Annotated in this window: 11 protein-coding genes and 3 pseudogenes; 2 read left to right on the top strand and 12 right to left on the bottom strand. The window is 51.5% G+C overall.

What is annotated here, in order from left to right; genetic code table 11:
• Window positions 1–234: 234 nt before the first annotated feature.
• Window positions 235–518, top strand: a pseudogene (locus FBY01_RS32165) (TerC family protein); the annotation flags it as partial.
• 969 nt (window positions 519–1,487) lie between these two features.
• Here the strand turns inward: FBY01_RS32165 and FBY01_RS32085 are convergent.
• Window positions 1,488–1,619: pseudogene (locus FBY01_RS32085) on the bottom strand (AbrB/MazE/SpoVT family DNA-binding domain-containing protein); the annotation flags it as partial.
• Between FBY01_RS32085 and FBY01_RS30720 the strand changes: the two are divergent.
• Complete coding sequence (locus tag FBY01_RS30720) at window positions 1,619–2,014, top strand: AbiH family protein (protein ID WP_145310957.1); 396 nt, start codon at window positions 1,619–1,621, stop codon at window positions 2,012–2,014. The pseudogene FBY01_RS32085 and the gene FBY01_RS30720 overlap by 1 nt on opposite strands.
• Window positions 2,015–2,493: 479 nt before the next feature.
• Here the strand turns inward: FBY01_RS30720 and FBY01_RS30725 are convergent, their stop codons facing one another.
• The 11 genes and pseudogenes from FBY01_RS30725 to FBY01_RS30775 form a co-directional block, all read right to left on the bottom strand.
• Window positions 2,494–4,020, bottom strand: a complete 1,527-nt coding sequence (locus tag FBY01_RS30725) for an IS66 family transposase (RefSeq protein WP_145310959.1) — start codon at window positions 4,018–4,020, stop codon at window positions 2,494–2,496.
• Between the two features lie 60 nt (window positions 4,021–4,080).
• Entirely contained in the window at window positions 4,081–4,416 is a 336-nt protein-coding gene (gene tnpB / locus FBY01_RS32090) for an IS66 family insertion sequence element accessory protein TnpB (RefSeq protein ID WP_178113328.1), read from the bottom strand.
• Complete coding sequence (locus FBY01_RS30735; RefSeq protein WP_145310964.1) at window positions 4,413–4,730, bottom strand: transposase; 318 nt, start codon at window positions 4,728–4,730, stop codon at window positions 4,413–4,415. The genes tnpB and FBY01_RS30735 overlap by 4 nt, the downstream gene beginning before the upstream one ends.
• 1,157 nt (window positions 4,731–5,887) lie before the next feature.
• Window positions 5,888–7,107, bottom strand: a protein-coding gene (locus tag FBY01_RS30740; protein ID WP_372241915.1) for an IS3 family transposase whose coding sequence is annotated in 2 segments (ribosomal slippage) — window positions 5,888–6,762 and window positions 6,762–7,107 — 1,221 coding nt in all. Because the reading frame shifts where the segments join, the coding sequence is not laid out codon by codon here.
• A 350-nt stretch (window positions 7,108–7,457) separates the two neighbouring features.
• Window positions 7,458–7,637, bottom strand: coding sequence for a hypothetical protein (locus tag FBY01_RS32095; protein WP_256664578.1), 180 nt, complete (start codon window positions 7,635–7,637; stop codon window positions 7,458–7,460).
• 107 nt (window positions 7,638–7,744) lie between these two features.
• Window positions 7,745–7,920: pseudogene (locus FBY01_RS30750) on the bottom strand (Sir2 family NAD-dependent protein deacetylase); the annotation flags it as partial.
• A 74-nt stretch (window positions 7,921–7,994) separates the two neighbouring features.
• Window positions 7,995–8,900 (bottom strand): hypothetical protein, encoded by a 906-nt coding sequence (locus tag FBY01_RS30755; protein WP_145310968.1) that lies wholly within the window; start codon window positions 8,898–8,900, stop codon window positions 7,995–7,997.
• Between the two features lie 714 nt (window positions 8,901–9,614).
• Window positions 9,615–10,895 carry a hypothetical protein gene (locus tag FBY01_RS30760; RefSeq protein ID WP_145310970.1) on the bottom strand — a complete coding sequence of 427 codons (1,281 nt, stop codon included), beginning with the start codon at window positions 10,893–10,895 and terminating at the stop codon, window positions 9,615–9,617.
• Window positions 10,895–11,890, bottom strand: coding sequence for a hypothetical protein (locus FBY01_RS30765; protein ID WP_145310972.1), 996 nt, complete (start codon window positions 11,888–11,890; stop codon window positions 10,895–10,897). The genes FBY01_RS30760 and FBY01_RS30765 overlap by 1 nt, the downstream gene beginning before the upstream one ends.
• A complete protein-coding gene (locus FBY01_RS30770) occupies window positions 11,887–13,932 on the bottom strand; it encodes a tyrosine-type recombinase/integrase (protein WP_256664580.1) in 2,046 nt (681 codons plus the stop codon). Before FBY01_RS30770 ends, FBY01_RS30765 begins: the two co-directional genes overlap by 4 nt.
• Complete coding sequence (locus tag FBY01_RS30775; RefSeq protein ID WP_145310974.1) at window positions 13,929–16,133, bottom strand: hypothetical protein; 2,205 nt, start codon at window positions 16,131–16,133, stop codon at window positions 13,929–13,931. Before FBY01_RS30775 ends, FBY01_RS30770 begins: the two co-directional genes overlap by 4 nt.
• Window positions 16,134–16,135: the final 2 nt, after the last annotated feature.

The following is a 16,135-nucleotide window of genomic DNA, read 5'->3' on the forward strand; positions in this document are numbered from 1 at the left end:
CCCGCTGTTCCTATGGTAAAAACGAGATGTTTGCATGCCTATCCTAACAAGCTTTTTTACAATCTGGCGAAAGCTGGTCTCACAGGGTAGGTGCAGTAGGGCGTGCGTCAGCTGTATGCAGGGCGCGAGAACGTGTCGCTTAGAGGATTGTCGCCAACGAGATGACTGAATAGCTTGATAGGCATCTCCTCAGCTATTGAGGATGACTTCTTCAAACTCGTTGAGAGGATTGAGGTCACCCAAGACCCCTTCATCGTCTACACCTCTCACACCTTCGCCATCCTTGGCCTGCGTGCGTTCTATTTTGCCCTGTCGGCGATGATTCATCGCTTCTCTTACCTCAAGTACGCGCTCGCACTGATACTGGTATTTATCGGTGGCAAGATTTTCCTAGTCAGCATCATCGGCAAGATTCCGGCGGTCATTTCCCTGAGCGTACCCTGGGGCTGCTGCTGGGTGGGGTGCTGCCGTCACTGTGGAAAACCCGCGACCAAGCCTCTGCTAGCTCGCAGGAGTAAATCCAAAAAGGTGGCGGCCGCCAGTGGGCGGTTGCGGGATGTAGTAGTTCGCTGGTTAGCGAGTACCCGGGCTCTTATGCTTAAAGCGACGGTGAACCTTTCTTACGACGCATCCAATCGACTCATGTCCGGTCGTGCTTCTCATCGGAAACTGACTGCGGTCGCTTGCGATGGTGGCTCATAGCCGCTAATAGTCAGGAGGTGCTTGGAGAGGGTGTGAAGATGATTTCGAGATTTGTTGTTGTCCCTGCAATCCCAGTGGAAACGGGATCAATGCGTAACGGATCGCGCTTCTACTGTCAGACTGCACCTATAGGCTTCAGCATCTACGACAATGAGGAGAAGCTTCGGCTGAAGAATATCTATCAGACCCGAGAAGAAGCCGAGGGAGAGTGTCATCAACTTAACCTTGAGTGGCGTCAAGTCGTCCTTTCGGAAAGCAATCCGTGACTGCGCTATAGGTATTCACTCTCGCATAGTCATCAGGCGCCCGGTTCCGAAACGAGTGGATTAGGAACTCGCTGAAGCCCGACTTACACGGCTTTCACGTGGGGGATCGGTATTCAGGAGCGAACAGACAGCGTCTGCCTCCCCCCTGACTTTGAACGCGCCATGCTTGCTAGCTGAACCTCCCTCTACAAGGTCGACAACCCTGAATCGCTTGCTGCCATCGTCGAGTGTCGTGGTTTCAATCACTCTGAATCTTGCGTGCATGGTTGCTTTCCGTGCATGACATTGGTGACTTAGAAGTACCGGCAAAACAAGACGATTTCAAGAACGGGGCGGGCTTAAGCTGAGACAATTTATGACGGTGCGTCGTGCTTCTCATCGCAGGAACGACGGTACAGCAGCAGCAGGAGCCGTGTTGAGCCATTTTTCCTATAGTCGATACTTCGGGCCAGCAGGGCCCGGCTAAGCTTTACGTTTTCTCATGTAGGTGAAGATGTTGTCATCGATCATGTGGCTGTCTTATTTTTCCTGGGCGTTACCAAGCCGTGTGCTGTCCCAGGCTTGAGTGAGCTCGTCTATTCGATTAGTAACCTGAGGCGTTTTCGATAGGACAAGGCAGCGCGTGTTGCCGACAAATTCTTCTATCAGGTATGCGTCTCAAGACGCTTGACCCTCAAGCGTTCTATCTGACTTTCAACTACACCAACACCCTCTCCAAGCTCTATGGGATCGATCCTGAGCAAGTACTTCATATCCATGGGAGTGAGGACGACGGCGATGACCTCATCCTGGGGCACGCCTGGGAAGCACAGCAGCGCACACCACTAAACCGCCAGGACGATGACCCCGACAGCTACGACCACCGTGTAGCCGAGGCACTCGATGAGCTTGATGCTTACTTCGATAAGACCTTCAAGCCGTCGGACACCAGACTCAAATACCATGGGATCTATACGGTGATGGAGACCAAAAAAATGGTCGCTTGGAGAAATGTTCCAGCCCGGCTCCTGACCAAGCTCGAAAATGAGTGGGAGTGGGAAGAGTAAGAAAGAAACGTAAGCCCCTTAGGTCAATCTGAAAAACAACCGTGGAGCCACTCCGATGATAAAGCACCGTTTTAGCGTCACTGTAGATCTCAGGAGCACCAAGATTTGGAGTAAGGAGTTTAAGTCGCTGACTAGCCTAATCCGCACGGGGGTAATAAACGAGCATGGGTTCGCTGCTACTAAAGGGTTAACGGATGCCCGTTTTAGAAATTGGTCGATTGCAATCAGATTCAAAACGGCTGAAAACCGGGAAGAGTTCTACCGTGTAATAGAGCTTCTGTTGCGTCCTGAAATCTTCAAGAAAATTGGTTTGAAATATACCAAACCCATCAAGTCACGCTTTGAGTCAGTAAAGTACCTACGAGCCTCATAAGCGGTAGTGTCCGGTTTATGCTTCGCTGAGAGTCATGGGATCAGGCCAATGTAATCGACATTTTTTAGGGCCTCATGTATGCGTCCGGGCATCACGCCTTGCGTAATTAGACCGGCAGCCACTTATGCGGCAGCAACTCGTCAATCTCACTCGCCCGCTGCGTCGGCAGTCGCGTGAGAACGTTCTTCAGATAGGCATACGGATCATGACCATTCAGCCGCGCAGACTGGATCAAACTCATGATCGCCGCCGCCCGTTTTCCACTGCGTAGCGACCCTGCGAAGAGCCAGTTCTTGCGTCCAAGAGCCCATGGTCGGATTTGGTTCTCCGCCCAATTGTTGTCTATGGGTACGGCCCCGTCATCGAGGTAGCGCGACAGCGCTGCCCAGCGTTTCAGGCTGTAATCCAGTGCTTTGCTGATAGCTGAACCTTCGGGCACGAGATCGCGCTGAGCGTTCATCCAGGCATGCAGCATATCCATCACCGGTACAGCTTTTTCTTGCCGTATTCGGCGCCGTAAATCCGGCTCCAGGTCTCGTACTTCGCTTTCGATTTCGTACAGCAACTGGATGTAACGCAAGGCCTGTTCGGCGAGCTGGCTCTTGTTAGTGGCGTGCAGCTCGAAGAACTTGCGCCGTGCGTGGGCCATGCAGCCGATCTCGGTCACGCCGAGTTCGAAGCTGGCCTTGTAACCGCCAAAATCATCGCAGACCAGCTTGCCCTTCCAGTCTTGTAGGAAGTTGCGAGCATGCTCACCGGCGCGGCTGGGGCTGAAGTCGTAAACGACTGCCGCTGTTTCGCAGAATTGGCTGGTAGCGTAGGCCCAGACATAAGAGCGATGGGTTTTCTTTGAGCCCGGAGCGAGCATCTGAACCGGTGTTTCATCGGCGTGGATGACCAGTTGCCCGAGCACTACGTCGCGCAGCGCATCGACCAGAGGCTGCAACTGCACGCCAGTAACACCAACCCATTGAGCCAAGGTTGAACGCGGAATTGCCAAGCCAGCCCGACCGAAAATCGATTCCTGGCGGTAAAGAGGCAGATGGTCAGCAAACTTGGCGATCATGACAGGGGCCAGCAACCCGGCGGTCGGGATGCCCTTGTCGATGACCTGCGCCGGAACGGGTGCCTGGATCAGCGTTTCGCAGTCATCGCACACCCACTTGCCACGGACATGGCGTTCAACGGTAAACACGCCGGGCGTGTAGTCCAGCTTCTCGCTGACGTCTTCACCGATGCGTTTCAGTGCGCAGCCACATGGGCAGTGAGTATTGTCGGGCTCGTGATGGATCAACGTGCGTGGAAACTCTGCCGGCAACGCAGTGCGCTTAGGTTTTTGCTTTTTTTCGGTCGCCGCTGGCACTGCTTGCAAGGCCTGAAGCTCTGCTTCAATCGCCGCGATATCGGTATCGATCAAGTCATCGAGCAAGCTGGCCTGCTGCGGATTCAACTGCTCGCTGCGCTTGGCAAACTTCAAGCGCTTGAGTTGTGCGATCTCGTGGGTCAGCTTCTCGATCACCGTTTGGTCGCGGTTGATCTTCTTGCCCATAGTGTCGACCTGCGACAGCAACTGCGCTGCCAAGGCACGCAGTTGGTCGGGGGACATTTGGTCGAGATTGGGCGAAGAAGTCATGCTGCGGATTTTGCCAGAGCGGGCATTCACAGCGATAGACCGATAAGCTAATGGTGGCCTTTAAAGCAGTGTGATCGCGCTGCCAGAACCCACGCGTTGCCATGGCAGGCCCAGCACTAAGGCTTGAAGTTGCTCGGCATCCAACTTCATTTCAGAGCCATGCCGAATCCTTGGCCAGTGAAACTTGCCTTGGTTCAGCCTGCGAGCCGCCAGCCAAATGCCAAACCCGTCATGCACCAGAACTTTCATGCGAGTGGCGCGGCGGTTGGCGAACAGATAGGCGCAGTGCGGCTTTGCCGCACCGAACACCGCAATCACCCTGGCTAATGCGGTCTCGGTGCCTGCACGCATGTCCATCGGCTCGGTGGCGAGCCAGATGGAATCGATGCGTATCATTGGGTGAGTCCTCGGAGGAAGCGGGCGCATCCCTCGGGATCTGAGGATGGCCACTTCACCGTGAGCGTTTGCTGGCCAAGCGGTAATTCAATGATCGTCAACGCTTCAGCCTTTGGTTTTGGTTCGACTTTCAAAGGAATGAAAGCTGGCAGCACGACTGCCTGCTGATCGCGGTAAAGCGGTATCCACCGGCGAACGACATTGGCGTTGATACCGTGCCTCATCGCAATAGCCGCCACGGAAACACCGGGTTGTTCGCACTCTTGGACGACTTGGGTTTTGAAGGATTTCAGGTAGGACTTACGTTGGCGCATGGCGATCCTGGCGTTAAGGGTAATTGCGTCCGCTTAAAAATACGCGGACACAATCGCCCTTATCGGCCGGGCTCGGAAGGTGTGTTCGCCGGCCCCTTACGGCCTCATGATCCTTTCGCTCCGTGAGGCGAAGGGATCGCCACTCCCAAGCGATAGGCCAAGCCATGCTTACCCTGAACTCCCATCAGGGGATTGCCGCCTTTCTGTGTAAGGCTGTCGACTGGCAGTAACCACCATTGAACACTTCCGACCAGATCGTATGGAGACACTCAACCATCAAGACTCCCAAAGGCGGGAAGTCGACGTTTTCCGGATGGACTCCAGCTGACTGATACAGTTCGTGGTAACTCGCGTATCCAAGGCAGCGGGCGAGGAGTTCTTGTGCCTCAGAAAGGCGGAGCGGATGGGGGCCCGGCCAGTCACGTTTTAGTCGTTTTGCTAGTCGCGTGAATCCGCCGGCGGTGAGATCTTGAGGGAAAATAGGAACGCGCATAGTCATTCTCCAATTGTCTACGCGGTGTCGGCTGCCCGCAGTGACCAGTGTCGAATGCATGCAAAAAAGAAGGATGTAGCTACCTGTGGGTTACCTATGCGTGCCGACCGCTCGACCCAGGAAAATCGATTTACGGGGGACATGCTATCAGAGGCGCGAGATGGAGCCCAATAGACATACACAGGGGGTGGGAAGCCGCAACGCCGAAGTGTTTGCTGCTCGTGGAATGCCAGAGGCTTTCAGAGTCATGTAAAAAGCTCATTCGTCTTTCCGGGCCGGAGAGGCCCGCCTGCGCTGGTTCCAGCTCAGAGAAAATCTACCATTCGTTCACGTTGCTCATGTTTGCCTTAAGCCTCAAATGCCGGCGTCCTGTACATCCATGGCGTCCTTGAGCGTGCTGCACCACTCAAGCTCTCCACTCGCACCTTTGAGCTTCTCAACAAGACGTCGATCAAACGGTACTGCATCGGACGATCTAGGGTCTGAGAAATAGTCAGCAACCGCAACGGCATAGCCACTAGTGTTTAGATCCTGGAGGCAGATGTAGCGGATTGCTGTACTGTCACTCAGATGACGCCAAGTAACAATTTCACTATAACTAGATGTTTGAAGTTCTGCATGGGTGGGTGGACTTGCCCCTACCAAACCGGACACCAACTCCCCGTTAAATTGATGTTCCCGCTAAGCGCCTGAACTCCCTCGGTGAACGATATTTCAAGGCGCTGTGCGGATGCTGCTCGTTGTAATGCTCGAAGGCAATTGCCAGGTTGCGCAGCGCCGTTTCTCGATCCGGCTTGGGCATGTGCGCCACATAATCACGTTTGAGCGTCTTCACGAAGCTCTCGGCCATGCCGTTGCTCTGCGGGCTGCGAACTGGGGTGGTCACCGGCTTCAAACCGATCTGTCGAGCAAACAGGCGTGTCTGTTCGGCGGTGTACGCCGAGCCGTTGTCGCTTAGCCATTGCACCGGCGTAGCGGGCAGTTGATCACCAAAGCGCTTCTCCACGCTTTCCAGCATCAAGTCGCGGATATCATCGCCGCTGTACCCGGTCGGGCTCGCGACCCAGCCGATGGCTTCGCGATCACAGCAATCGAGGGCGAAGGTCACGCTCAGTTTGGCACCGTCCTCGCAACGGAACTCAAAGCCGTCCGAGCACCAACGCGTATCACTGGTTTCCACCGCAATACGGCCTTCGTGCCGACGCGGCACGCCGGGCTGTTTGATCCAGCGTTCAAGCAAAAGGTTGTGGTCACGCATCACCCGGTAAACCCGTTTCACGTTGACCGCCGGCAGCGACCGCTTTTCACGTGCACGACGCAGCAGTCCCCAGACGCGACGGTATCCATAGCTGGGCAGTTCGCTGACCTCTTGCTGGATTTCAGCGACCAGTTCTACATCGTTCACAGGCCTGCTTCGCCGCACTTTGGGCGATACCGATTGCTTGATTCGAACCGTTAATTGCGAGCGCGCCACACCGAGACATTCGCTGACCAGCTTCACTGGTCGTCCCCCGGCAACAAGGGTGAGTGCGCAATCCATTTTCGCGACCGGGCGATCTCCACGGCCTCTTTGAGGATTTCGGCTTCCATCGTTTTCTTGCCCAGCATCCGTTGCAGTTCACGGATCTGCTTGAGCGCATCGCTTAGCTCGGAGGCAGGCACCACGGCTTCGCCAGCACTGACCGCCGACAGGCTGCCGTCCTGATACAGCTTGCGCCACAAGAACAACTGATTGGCATTGATGCCGTTGCGCCGAGCCACCACTGAAACGCTTTGTCCTGGCTCAAGGCTCTCTCGAACCATGGCCAGTTTCTGCTCTGGGCTCCAGCGACGACGCCGCTCCTGGCCCAAAAGCTCACCACTCTTATCGTTGCTATTAGTCATAAACATAACCGTTTGCCTATCCCTTATCGTAAGGGGGAAACGGTGTCCTGTCTTTCATGGGGCTCGTTCAGTGGGGTTCATTGGTCGCTGCCTAGACGTTGGATGGGCTGCGGATGTGCGGTGTGAGGAGGACGCCGATGCTTCATTGCTGGACATTATCCTCGTCCTTCCCTAAAGGCAAATGAGGGGTTGCTGATTGGTTGGAGTCTCTCGTCACAGCGAACTCTGTAAGCTCTCAAGCTGCCCGTGTACTCAGGTACTTAGCAGGCGCATCGGGCCAGAGCCAACGCCAGCTTGCCAATAGCTCTTGGGGAAAGTCGCATTTTCGGGCCACGGCCCGGCTCGAGCAGTCAGGCGAGTATTTCTTTAACGATGGAAGCAACATTTCGAGCATCGTCCATGCCTCGATGGCAGGTACCTTGCCAAACCAACCCCATCGACTCTATCGTTTGCTTAAGTCCTTTGGGGCGATTGTCGTATAAACCAGCATGCCATTTCCTGGCGTTGAAATGCGACAGGCCTTCGAGCATGGAGGGGCACCCTGCGAAAACAGTATCGCTGTCTTGCATCGTAGTCACCTTATGACGCCCATGCTGCGTTGGTATAATGCGAAGCAAAAGTTCGTAGCTCTTCGCTACCATCCCCAACATAGTGCTGGATCGGCTCTGAATGCTTCGCGGTCGAAGCGCTCCCAAAGTCCCGTCAGCGCATCCCGGAATGTTGGGATGCCGCTCTCGGCTGACGCCCAGCACCTGTGACGACAACAACATGCTTAGCATCCCGCAATTGTAGAGCAAGGGTGCAGGTGGTCATGAGCATTCCTAGGTGCGGATTTCAGTTGGATGCCGACATTATGGGCGTTGGATTGGAAGCCAATTGCTCAAAACCTAAGGTATTCTGATTGTCGGCAGTCCGGCAACGTATGCCAAGGACATGTCTGCTGGGTAGTGGCCCGTCCTCTCCCTCCTTTGGCGCATCAAGTCCGTGTAATTATCCGTAGTTCTGCGGACGCCGTGGGGCGTGAGTAGACTCACATGAATACTTGCTTTGCGAGCCCACGAGGCACAGATCCTTCTCAGCGCATCAGACGATAGTGGGCGCCCAGGGGCATTAGCCGCACGAAAAAGATACTCTACGTCCGACAGCTTTGAAGCCTTCACGTACTGATTAAAGATCGCCCTGTGCCGTTCTGGAATTGCATCGAGTACCCTCTTGGTGTCAAAGGTCTTCACCCCATACACCGCAGCACCATGATGCATTCTCGCCGATAGGATCTCGCTTGAACGCAGCGCACCCAGCATGCATGCAAACAGAGCCCGATCCCTCAAGTCGCCAGATTCGGAAAGGATCTTTTCCAAGAGCTGAATGTGTTCTTTGGACAGTCCTGGCTGAGCCCCGCTAACCAGTTTTAATAACGGGTTATGACCAGCATCGGGAGCAAGCAGCAGACGTTTGAAGGCTACGAGTTTTTTTAGGGAGAGATCGGTTACGAGCTGTTCCAGCTCCCGTTGATCTACAGACAGCCATGCTTCCGGCTGCAGGGTAGCTTTAATGGTTGAACCAATTGCATGCCTGACAGTGGCTTCTGACGGTACAGGCTCATCAGGTTGGCAGACCTTTGAGGCTTCGTTGAGATCGTAAAAGTTCTGATAGCCCAGTCCTTGCGCGAGCGTTTTTTGAGCCTCTGCAAGCGAAATTGGAGTTGGGCCACGCCAGTGCTGTTGCAACTGCTTGGCAAGGCTTTTGAAGCCACGATTACGGATCAGGTCTTGTGGATAGACTGGGACGCGCATAGCAATTCTCCGGTCGCCAGGGTGTCGGCTGCCCGCTGACTATCGTCGAAATGCGTGCGATAAAGAGGTGTTGCAACCTGTGGCATTGAGCCTTCACGAGCCGACCGTTTGATCCAAGGAGATCAGAGGCGGAGAAATTAGCATGGCAATCCGGGGATCGTCTACGATGGTGCCGAAAGATTGGGCTGGTTCAGAGATTCAGGGCACTGCGTGACCACCGTTTTGGGGCATATGCGCGCGGAAAGGAGCATAAGCTTGTTGGTGTTGATACGATTTTGACCATTGGGTCAGAATCCCATCAACCAACATGATTGTTCTTACTAATCTGACCGGCACGCAAAAGTATGTCCTTCTGTGACGAATTGATGAGTTAGCATCTCTGACACACCTACGTCCCCTGGCTTGGTCAGGAGCAATGGTTTCAGTGTGCTTTTCAGTCAAACTTTTTTGAGAATATCTTGCTCCAGTCGCGTTTCGCTAGTACAGCGCTGTAGTCTTCCTGGGATTGTACCAGCCAGTGAGAGGGAAGCCTGCCTGGCACTCCAGTGCAATGGATCGCCGGCGCCAAAGGGCACCTCCGGATAAGCCAATCGCAGCTTCGGGCTTGAATAGACCGGCTGAATGCGCTCTTGTAAGGAGGAAAGGGGGGGAAGGGGTAAAGTCAGGGCAACAGATTAAGCGGGAGAGCCGAAGCTCTCCAGAAGCGTGGCCTCGTCACCCAAACTTTTCGAGAGCCTCATGAATGTTCAGAGCATCTTCATGGATAGTCTCATGGGTGATTCCTCTGTTTGCCATGACCAGGTACCGCGCCAAAACCAAGTAGTGTTGGTAGGTGGTACTAGGGTCTTCATGCCCCATCTGGTTGATGATCACCTGGGTAAGCGCGACATGCATGACCTCAGCATCCTTCTTTAGGATGTCTTCACCGTTATGGTGCTGCACCATCATCATGGTCGGCCACCACTTACGAGCATGGTAGAAAATATTCGTAGTGGCAAAGCTAGGATCCTTGGCGACGGCTAGCCGCTTGGCATAGTTGGTAGCATTAGCAATCATGCTTGGGGTTACCGGTACACCTTCTGCAGTCAAGAAAAGTATCGATAGAGGGCATTTTTTGCCAAACTTTTTACGGTACAGTCTGGCTCTGGCAGGGTACTCATTCTTGATGTACTCATCTTCGAGCATCTTAAGAGCATAGTCGGGAATTTTAATATCCCTAAATTTGTTACCTTTGCCGAAGACGTTATAGTCATGCGATTTAATCTCGCTGTCCATCTGGCTATAAGGCAAGATGTGGCGATTTTTCCCGTTTCCCATATAGGGGAATTTCACCAGTTCCATCGGGCGCATGGCAGTAGCTAAAGCAAAGTTGAAAAGTACTGCGTAAACCTTGTCGGGATAAACCGAGAGAAGAGTTTTAACCTCGCTGTGCTTGATCAGATGCACAGCCTTTTTTTGCCTAGCTTGCTTGTCCAGTACGCGAATCGGGTCTGTATCAAGGGAGAGTTTCGTCTTTTTAGCAAGATAGTTAAGAAGGCGGCGATCCTTGAAGTTGGCGACCCAGGTCTTAAGTCGAATTTTAACGCCGGTAGGAATGCCTTCATCCGACAGCCATTTAAAAAAATAGTAGACTGTTGTTGCATCGCTATAGATTGTTTCAGAGGTCGGGTGAGGGGTGCCTCGGCTTATTCTCTTTTGCTGTCTAAATATTTGCCAGTGGCGGATCTCCACGTTGGAGACATGAATATGATAGTCGCCTGGCTCTACTAGCTTGAATTTTTCAAAATTAGAAAGAAATCGATAAAACTGTGCGATAAGGGTTGCATATCGCTTCGATGTCTGCATTGAAGATCTACTTTTTCTGTACAGGTAGATGTTGGGGATGCTGACCAAAATACGTTTTTTATCTTTCTCAGCTATAAGGACATAGTGCTCAACGTTGGCAAGCAGTGTCGAGCTGTAGTACTTGATTGGCTTGATTTCAAACTTGATCATTAGTCACCCTGCTTGATACGCTTTACTTGGATGGAATCGAAACCCCAATCCATCAGCGGCACTCTGGCCTCATCGGCATCTTTTAGTTCTTCTTCTGGCACACCTCTGTAAATGAACTTGCGTTTGGATGCTATTACTGCCTCAGACGAACTGTAGGGGACGTAGATTGAGATAGATGCTACCGGCGTTAGCTCTTTTACGATGAGCTGGATTTCGGCTCGGCTGTATAGGGGGAGCTGAAGCGCGACAAGTACATGATCAGGTCTGGGGTTAATGGTCTTGCAGAATGAGCCGAAGTCTGAAATATACCGTTCCTGAAAAACTACAATGTCCACCTTTTCGAGGCTAGGCAAGGCCTTAATGATTTTTATGTTCTTTTGGATCTCCGCGTCTTTGGCGTCTTCGTACTCGTCAAAGTCATTTGATACGGCGTAGCTCTTGCAAAGGGCCTTGACGTCAATCTCGAGCGGAATAAAGTTTTTAGAAGACTTTATTGAGTTGCTTTCATTGTTAAAATTGTAAGTGGACGTGGCGTCCGCTATAAGCTGGGTGTTGCTTACCTCAAGCTCAGTTACGCGCTTGATAAGCTGAGCATTGTGGTTGTTTTGGCTTGTGAGTGTTGCACTTATTTGACCTGACTCATAAATCATCACATCGTTATTCATTAGTGATGTAATATGCTTGTTCAAGGCTTCGGTCAGTTCGGCCTTATGGGTTGCCTGGATTTCGATCAGCTGAAACTCTAACTGAGCAAGCCTTTTCTCCTTGCTCTCCAGCAGTTGGCTGAGAGAGGTGCAATCACTGACTAGCAGCTTAGAGATGGATTGACTGCCTTTCGCATAGTCCTTTAGATCACCATAATAACGATTGAACGCTTGCCGGGTAATCCCGGCAAGGTTGGATAGCTTGCCAATAGGTAGCTTGGTCATGCCGTTATCCAGCTGATGCTGTTTGATAATCTCAATCAGCTTATTGCGAGTGTCCACGCCGCTCATGCTTGTGCTTCCACCGTTGGAATCAGCTGGTAAGACTTGTTGTTCTTCAACGTATCAAGGTGCCGAGAGTTCTCCAGAATCTTCTGCTGGAGCATCGTCTTCGAATTTTCAGACAGAGTGTCGCTGGCATTGTCCAGCATGTGCTGATAGAAAATAACGTTGTCCTCGAGAGCTTTCGCGGCTTTGTCCACAATTACTGCATGCTGGCAAGCCGTATCGCAGAAGAGGGGATCCGGAAGCTCTTTCGTCACGACTTCTTTACGGCGAGCTAAGCAGGGCGGAAGATTAGGCGAGGAGTACAACTCGCTGCTAACACAGTAGCTTCCGACTGCCGTCCTGTGAATGAAAAACGGTTCACCAGAAGACAACAGATGGCTCACATAGGTGAAAATCGTGACCTTAAGCTGTTTACCACTGAAGGCATCAGGTCGCGCAGCGATTTTTTCTACCAGGCGCCGAGCGCTCTCACCCGACGAGCTGGAAGTCTTCACAGACGTAATGATATCAGTGAAATCTTCGATGTAATTCTGCTCAATAGCGTGTGCCACACTCTGAACAATGTAAGGGTTACGACCAATGTAGCGGAGCGTCATGGCATAGCTGGCGTGTCCGAACAGAAGGCGAATGATGTCGATGTTTCGCTCGCTTCGATTGATCAATATTTCGGCGATCGTCTTGCGGAAGCGGTGCGTATGGATCCGTTCGATGCCAAGCACTTCTTCCAGTTCGTCGGTAATGCGCTCAACACGAACAGAGTCTTGTTTCTTGATCTGTTTCGTGCTCCGGTTGGACTGGAAAAGATAACATTGGCGTTCCAATCCGCAGATAGCTCTCAGCTGCTTGTATTCTTCAATTTTCTTGCCAATAAAAACTGGGAGCGGCAGGAAAGAGGTATCTCCTTTGTGGTTTGGATCCCGACTTGTTTTAAAGCGGGTCACTTGGAGTTGGTATCGTCCATCTTTGCCTTTGATAATGTGCTCAAATTTGAGCGGCTCGAGCTCACTCGCACGCAAACCACTGATGAGCGCAACCAAAATGTAAATCCCATTTCGGACGCAGTCGAGAGCATTCTTGTAGCTGCGAAGCCATGAGTAGTTCCAAAACTGAGCAGAGTCGTATTTACGGGGGATCTTGGTGAGTGTGAGAATCTGTTCTCCATCAACCTCAAGATTCAGTGCTTTCTCCAGCTCAAGATCTTCTTGATAGCGTGTCAAGGTCTTGCTGTTGAACTGGTCTAAGCCATTAGACTGAATGTACTCTTTGGCTTTAAGGAGCAACGGAATCCCTTTGTCAGTCCAAAGAAAAGCGTACTCAGCCAATTTTTTGAGCTCCGGCTCGGTAAATGGAATCCAAGTAGAAAGCGAACCAGTGAAGTGACGAATCACATCCTTTCTGCGCTCAGGGGTGTCCACGGTGTTTGCAGAAACGAAAATGCGATGCTCCACTGGCAACAGCTGCTGAGCGCTAAGCGACAGCCAGAAGCGGATGTGGTGGAATAGGTATGTATAGTGGGTGAAAGCTGACGCCTCTTTAGCCTTGTCCAGAGCTCGAATCAAAAGCTGTGACGAGATAAATGAAAACGACTCTGCGTCTCCCGACAAGTGATTATCCTGGAAAACATACCTATCTAGGATTCGAAACGCAGAGCTATGGCTCTTGGTTGTGGAGTACGCGCGGATACCACCAAATGGAGCGTACTCAGGGATTAGATGGTAAATAAACGACTTTTTAAACTCTGCAACATCTGGCAGAAGCCCTTCAAAAGAGACTCGTGTGACAGAGCCATATTTGTCTTTGAATAAAATCCAGCTGGAGTCGCTATACAACGAATAGCATGAGACAGGGAAGCTCCCATCGGGATACAGCTTAAGTTTTTTCAGCAGTGAGCTGTGAGTTTGCTGTGCTGTTCCGCCAGTTTCCAGAAGAAGGCGCTCTAGCTCCTGCTCCGCAGCGTCTTGCATGTCATCAAAGAAGTCAGCCTCAAGCTCTTCCGCAAAGCTTTTTGATTCGGTATCGTTCATTGCAAGTGGCTTACGGCTCATTCTCTGTCTTCCTCTTCGAGAATTACTTGGAGAAAATTCAAATCTCGAGGTAAAAGTGGCGTATTTCGGCGCTGATAACGAGCGGCCTCTTTGATTGCGCGATCGTCTTCCCAGTTGTCCAATATGTCGTCAATCAAGGCGATTTCAATTTCCAACTCACTGCTGTAGTCAGAAGCTGACGGTGGTTGGTCATCCATGATCTCGACGACATGAATACGTCGCTCCATCAGGTACGGCAGCGAATCTTCAAACATGTATGCCCGGGAGCAGAAAACGCATTTGCTGACCACATAGCACTTTTCTCCCGGCCTAACACGTGACTTGGCGCCGTGCCAAGTTGGATTCTTTTGGTTCGTACACGCCCATAGGGGCCTCTCCATGCCTGGAATATGGAAGACCTTGAAAGGAAGGTTTACAGGCTCTTGAATTGGCGTTCCGACAATGCCATCGAACTTTCCGGTGTAAAGCAAGCCAAGAATTGCTTCCAGTTCAGACTCGAGACGAGCATAACGTTCAGCTTGAGCATACGGAGAATTGTCATAATGGATGTCTGTTGTAGTCGGGCAGTTATGACCAAGAAACATCGCGAGCAATCCGTGGGATGTGTCTCCCGCCTGCTTCCTCCGTTTAACCCAAGTCGGACGCAACTTGGGCGTTAAGTCTTTAGCTCCAGTGAGACGTTCACCATTTTCATAAATCTCGTGAGTCTTGAGGAACTGCTTAATGCCTTGAAGGAAGGCTTTATCATTTGAGACTGAAGTATGTCGGCCTCCCTTCTTAACCCAATCACCGAAATAGCGGATGCAAAGGAAAGCTTTGTTGAAATCCGCTGTGGTCTTTCCGTGATTGATGTAGTCGAAGTCATACGGGATTAAGGGCGCCGAGAGAGCATTAGCTAACGAAAACAGGCTCCACGCTGAATACTTGTCAGAACGTGTGCTGGTAGCAATTATTTCTTTAGGCGCGTAATAAGGTTTGCCTGTGCCCTGGCTTCTATTCTTCTCTGACTGCATAACCACATACTGCTCATCCATTGCACCTGTCAGAGCGTGCTCGCAGTTGTCGGGATCCAGCGCTAACACCGTTTCCTTATTCCAGTTCGTTTGAAGCATGATGAACTGGACGAGACATGCCATATCCTCCATGGAAGGATAATACATGCTCAGGAAGTCGTCCCAAGTAGGCAGCGGCTTAGTTTTAGGGCTTCTGAGGGGTTGACGCCATCTCAGCATCAAAAGTTGAACAAGATCGACGCAGTAGCTTACGCTATTTATTCCCACTGTCCCATATTTATTCCCGATGGTATCCAAGTCGAATTCAAATGGATATCCAACTTCCAGTAGCGTCTTGTGAACCCTTGCTGGATCGGGAGTAAAACCTATGAGATTCACATTGCTGAACGGGTTTTTTGGGTTTGCGAACCTATGTTCTTTACCACGCTCAGCATAGGTTTCGTAAAATGCTTGTCGCCAGTTTTCCATCTCTGAAATTTTTTTCAGTTCTAGATCGGGCGATGCAGCGAGTCGTTCCTTAAGAGATTTGTCGCTAGGGAATTTTTTTCCGTTACGGCAAAACTGCACCCATTGGAATATGTTTGATCTGGAAAGGTTGGGTACTATTAGGCTGTGAACTTCCTCAAAGGTATAGGGAGGGGCAGCGTCAACTTCAAGTCGAAATTGAATTTTCCCATATAGAGAATCAATATGCTTCTTGAAGGCTACTTCAAGAGCTTCGTCGGCGTCATCATTCAGCGGCGCTCGTGGCTTTAGTGTCGTTGCCTTATCAACGTATGGCAGAAGCAAGTCGGGAATGACTTCTGACAAAAGGGCAGCGTTATTCAGCGCAGATTTGAGGGTTGCCGCGTTGCTGATTGGCTCTTCATTTAGCTTCAGGTAATCTTGAAAACCGTTGTAGACCTCTGCGCTAATGTCCGAGAGGGCCTTGACTTGCAGTGGTTTGGGTTGGCGAAGGTTGAAGCCTTGCACAAAGTCAAAGAAAATCCAAATTGCTCGCCGAAGTGAACTTGTAGCGACGCGAGTCCGAGTGGGAGCATATTTGCGAAACACTAGGTCAAGTGCAATGCAAAGTGGATTAAGTTTGCTGTAGAAAAGATGTCCTTGGAAAGTGCATTCGACCTCGATATTGTCTGAGGTGAAGACAGTTTCATGCTCAAAAGATTTAGCTTTCCAGAGGTGCTCCATTT

It is taken from the genome of Pseudomonas sp. SJZ077, from assembly GCF_007993905.1.
Taxonomy (GTDB): Bacteria; Pseudomonadota; Gammaproteobacteria; order Pseudomonadales; family Pseudomonadaceae; genus Aquipseudomonas; species Aquipseudomonas mandelii.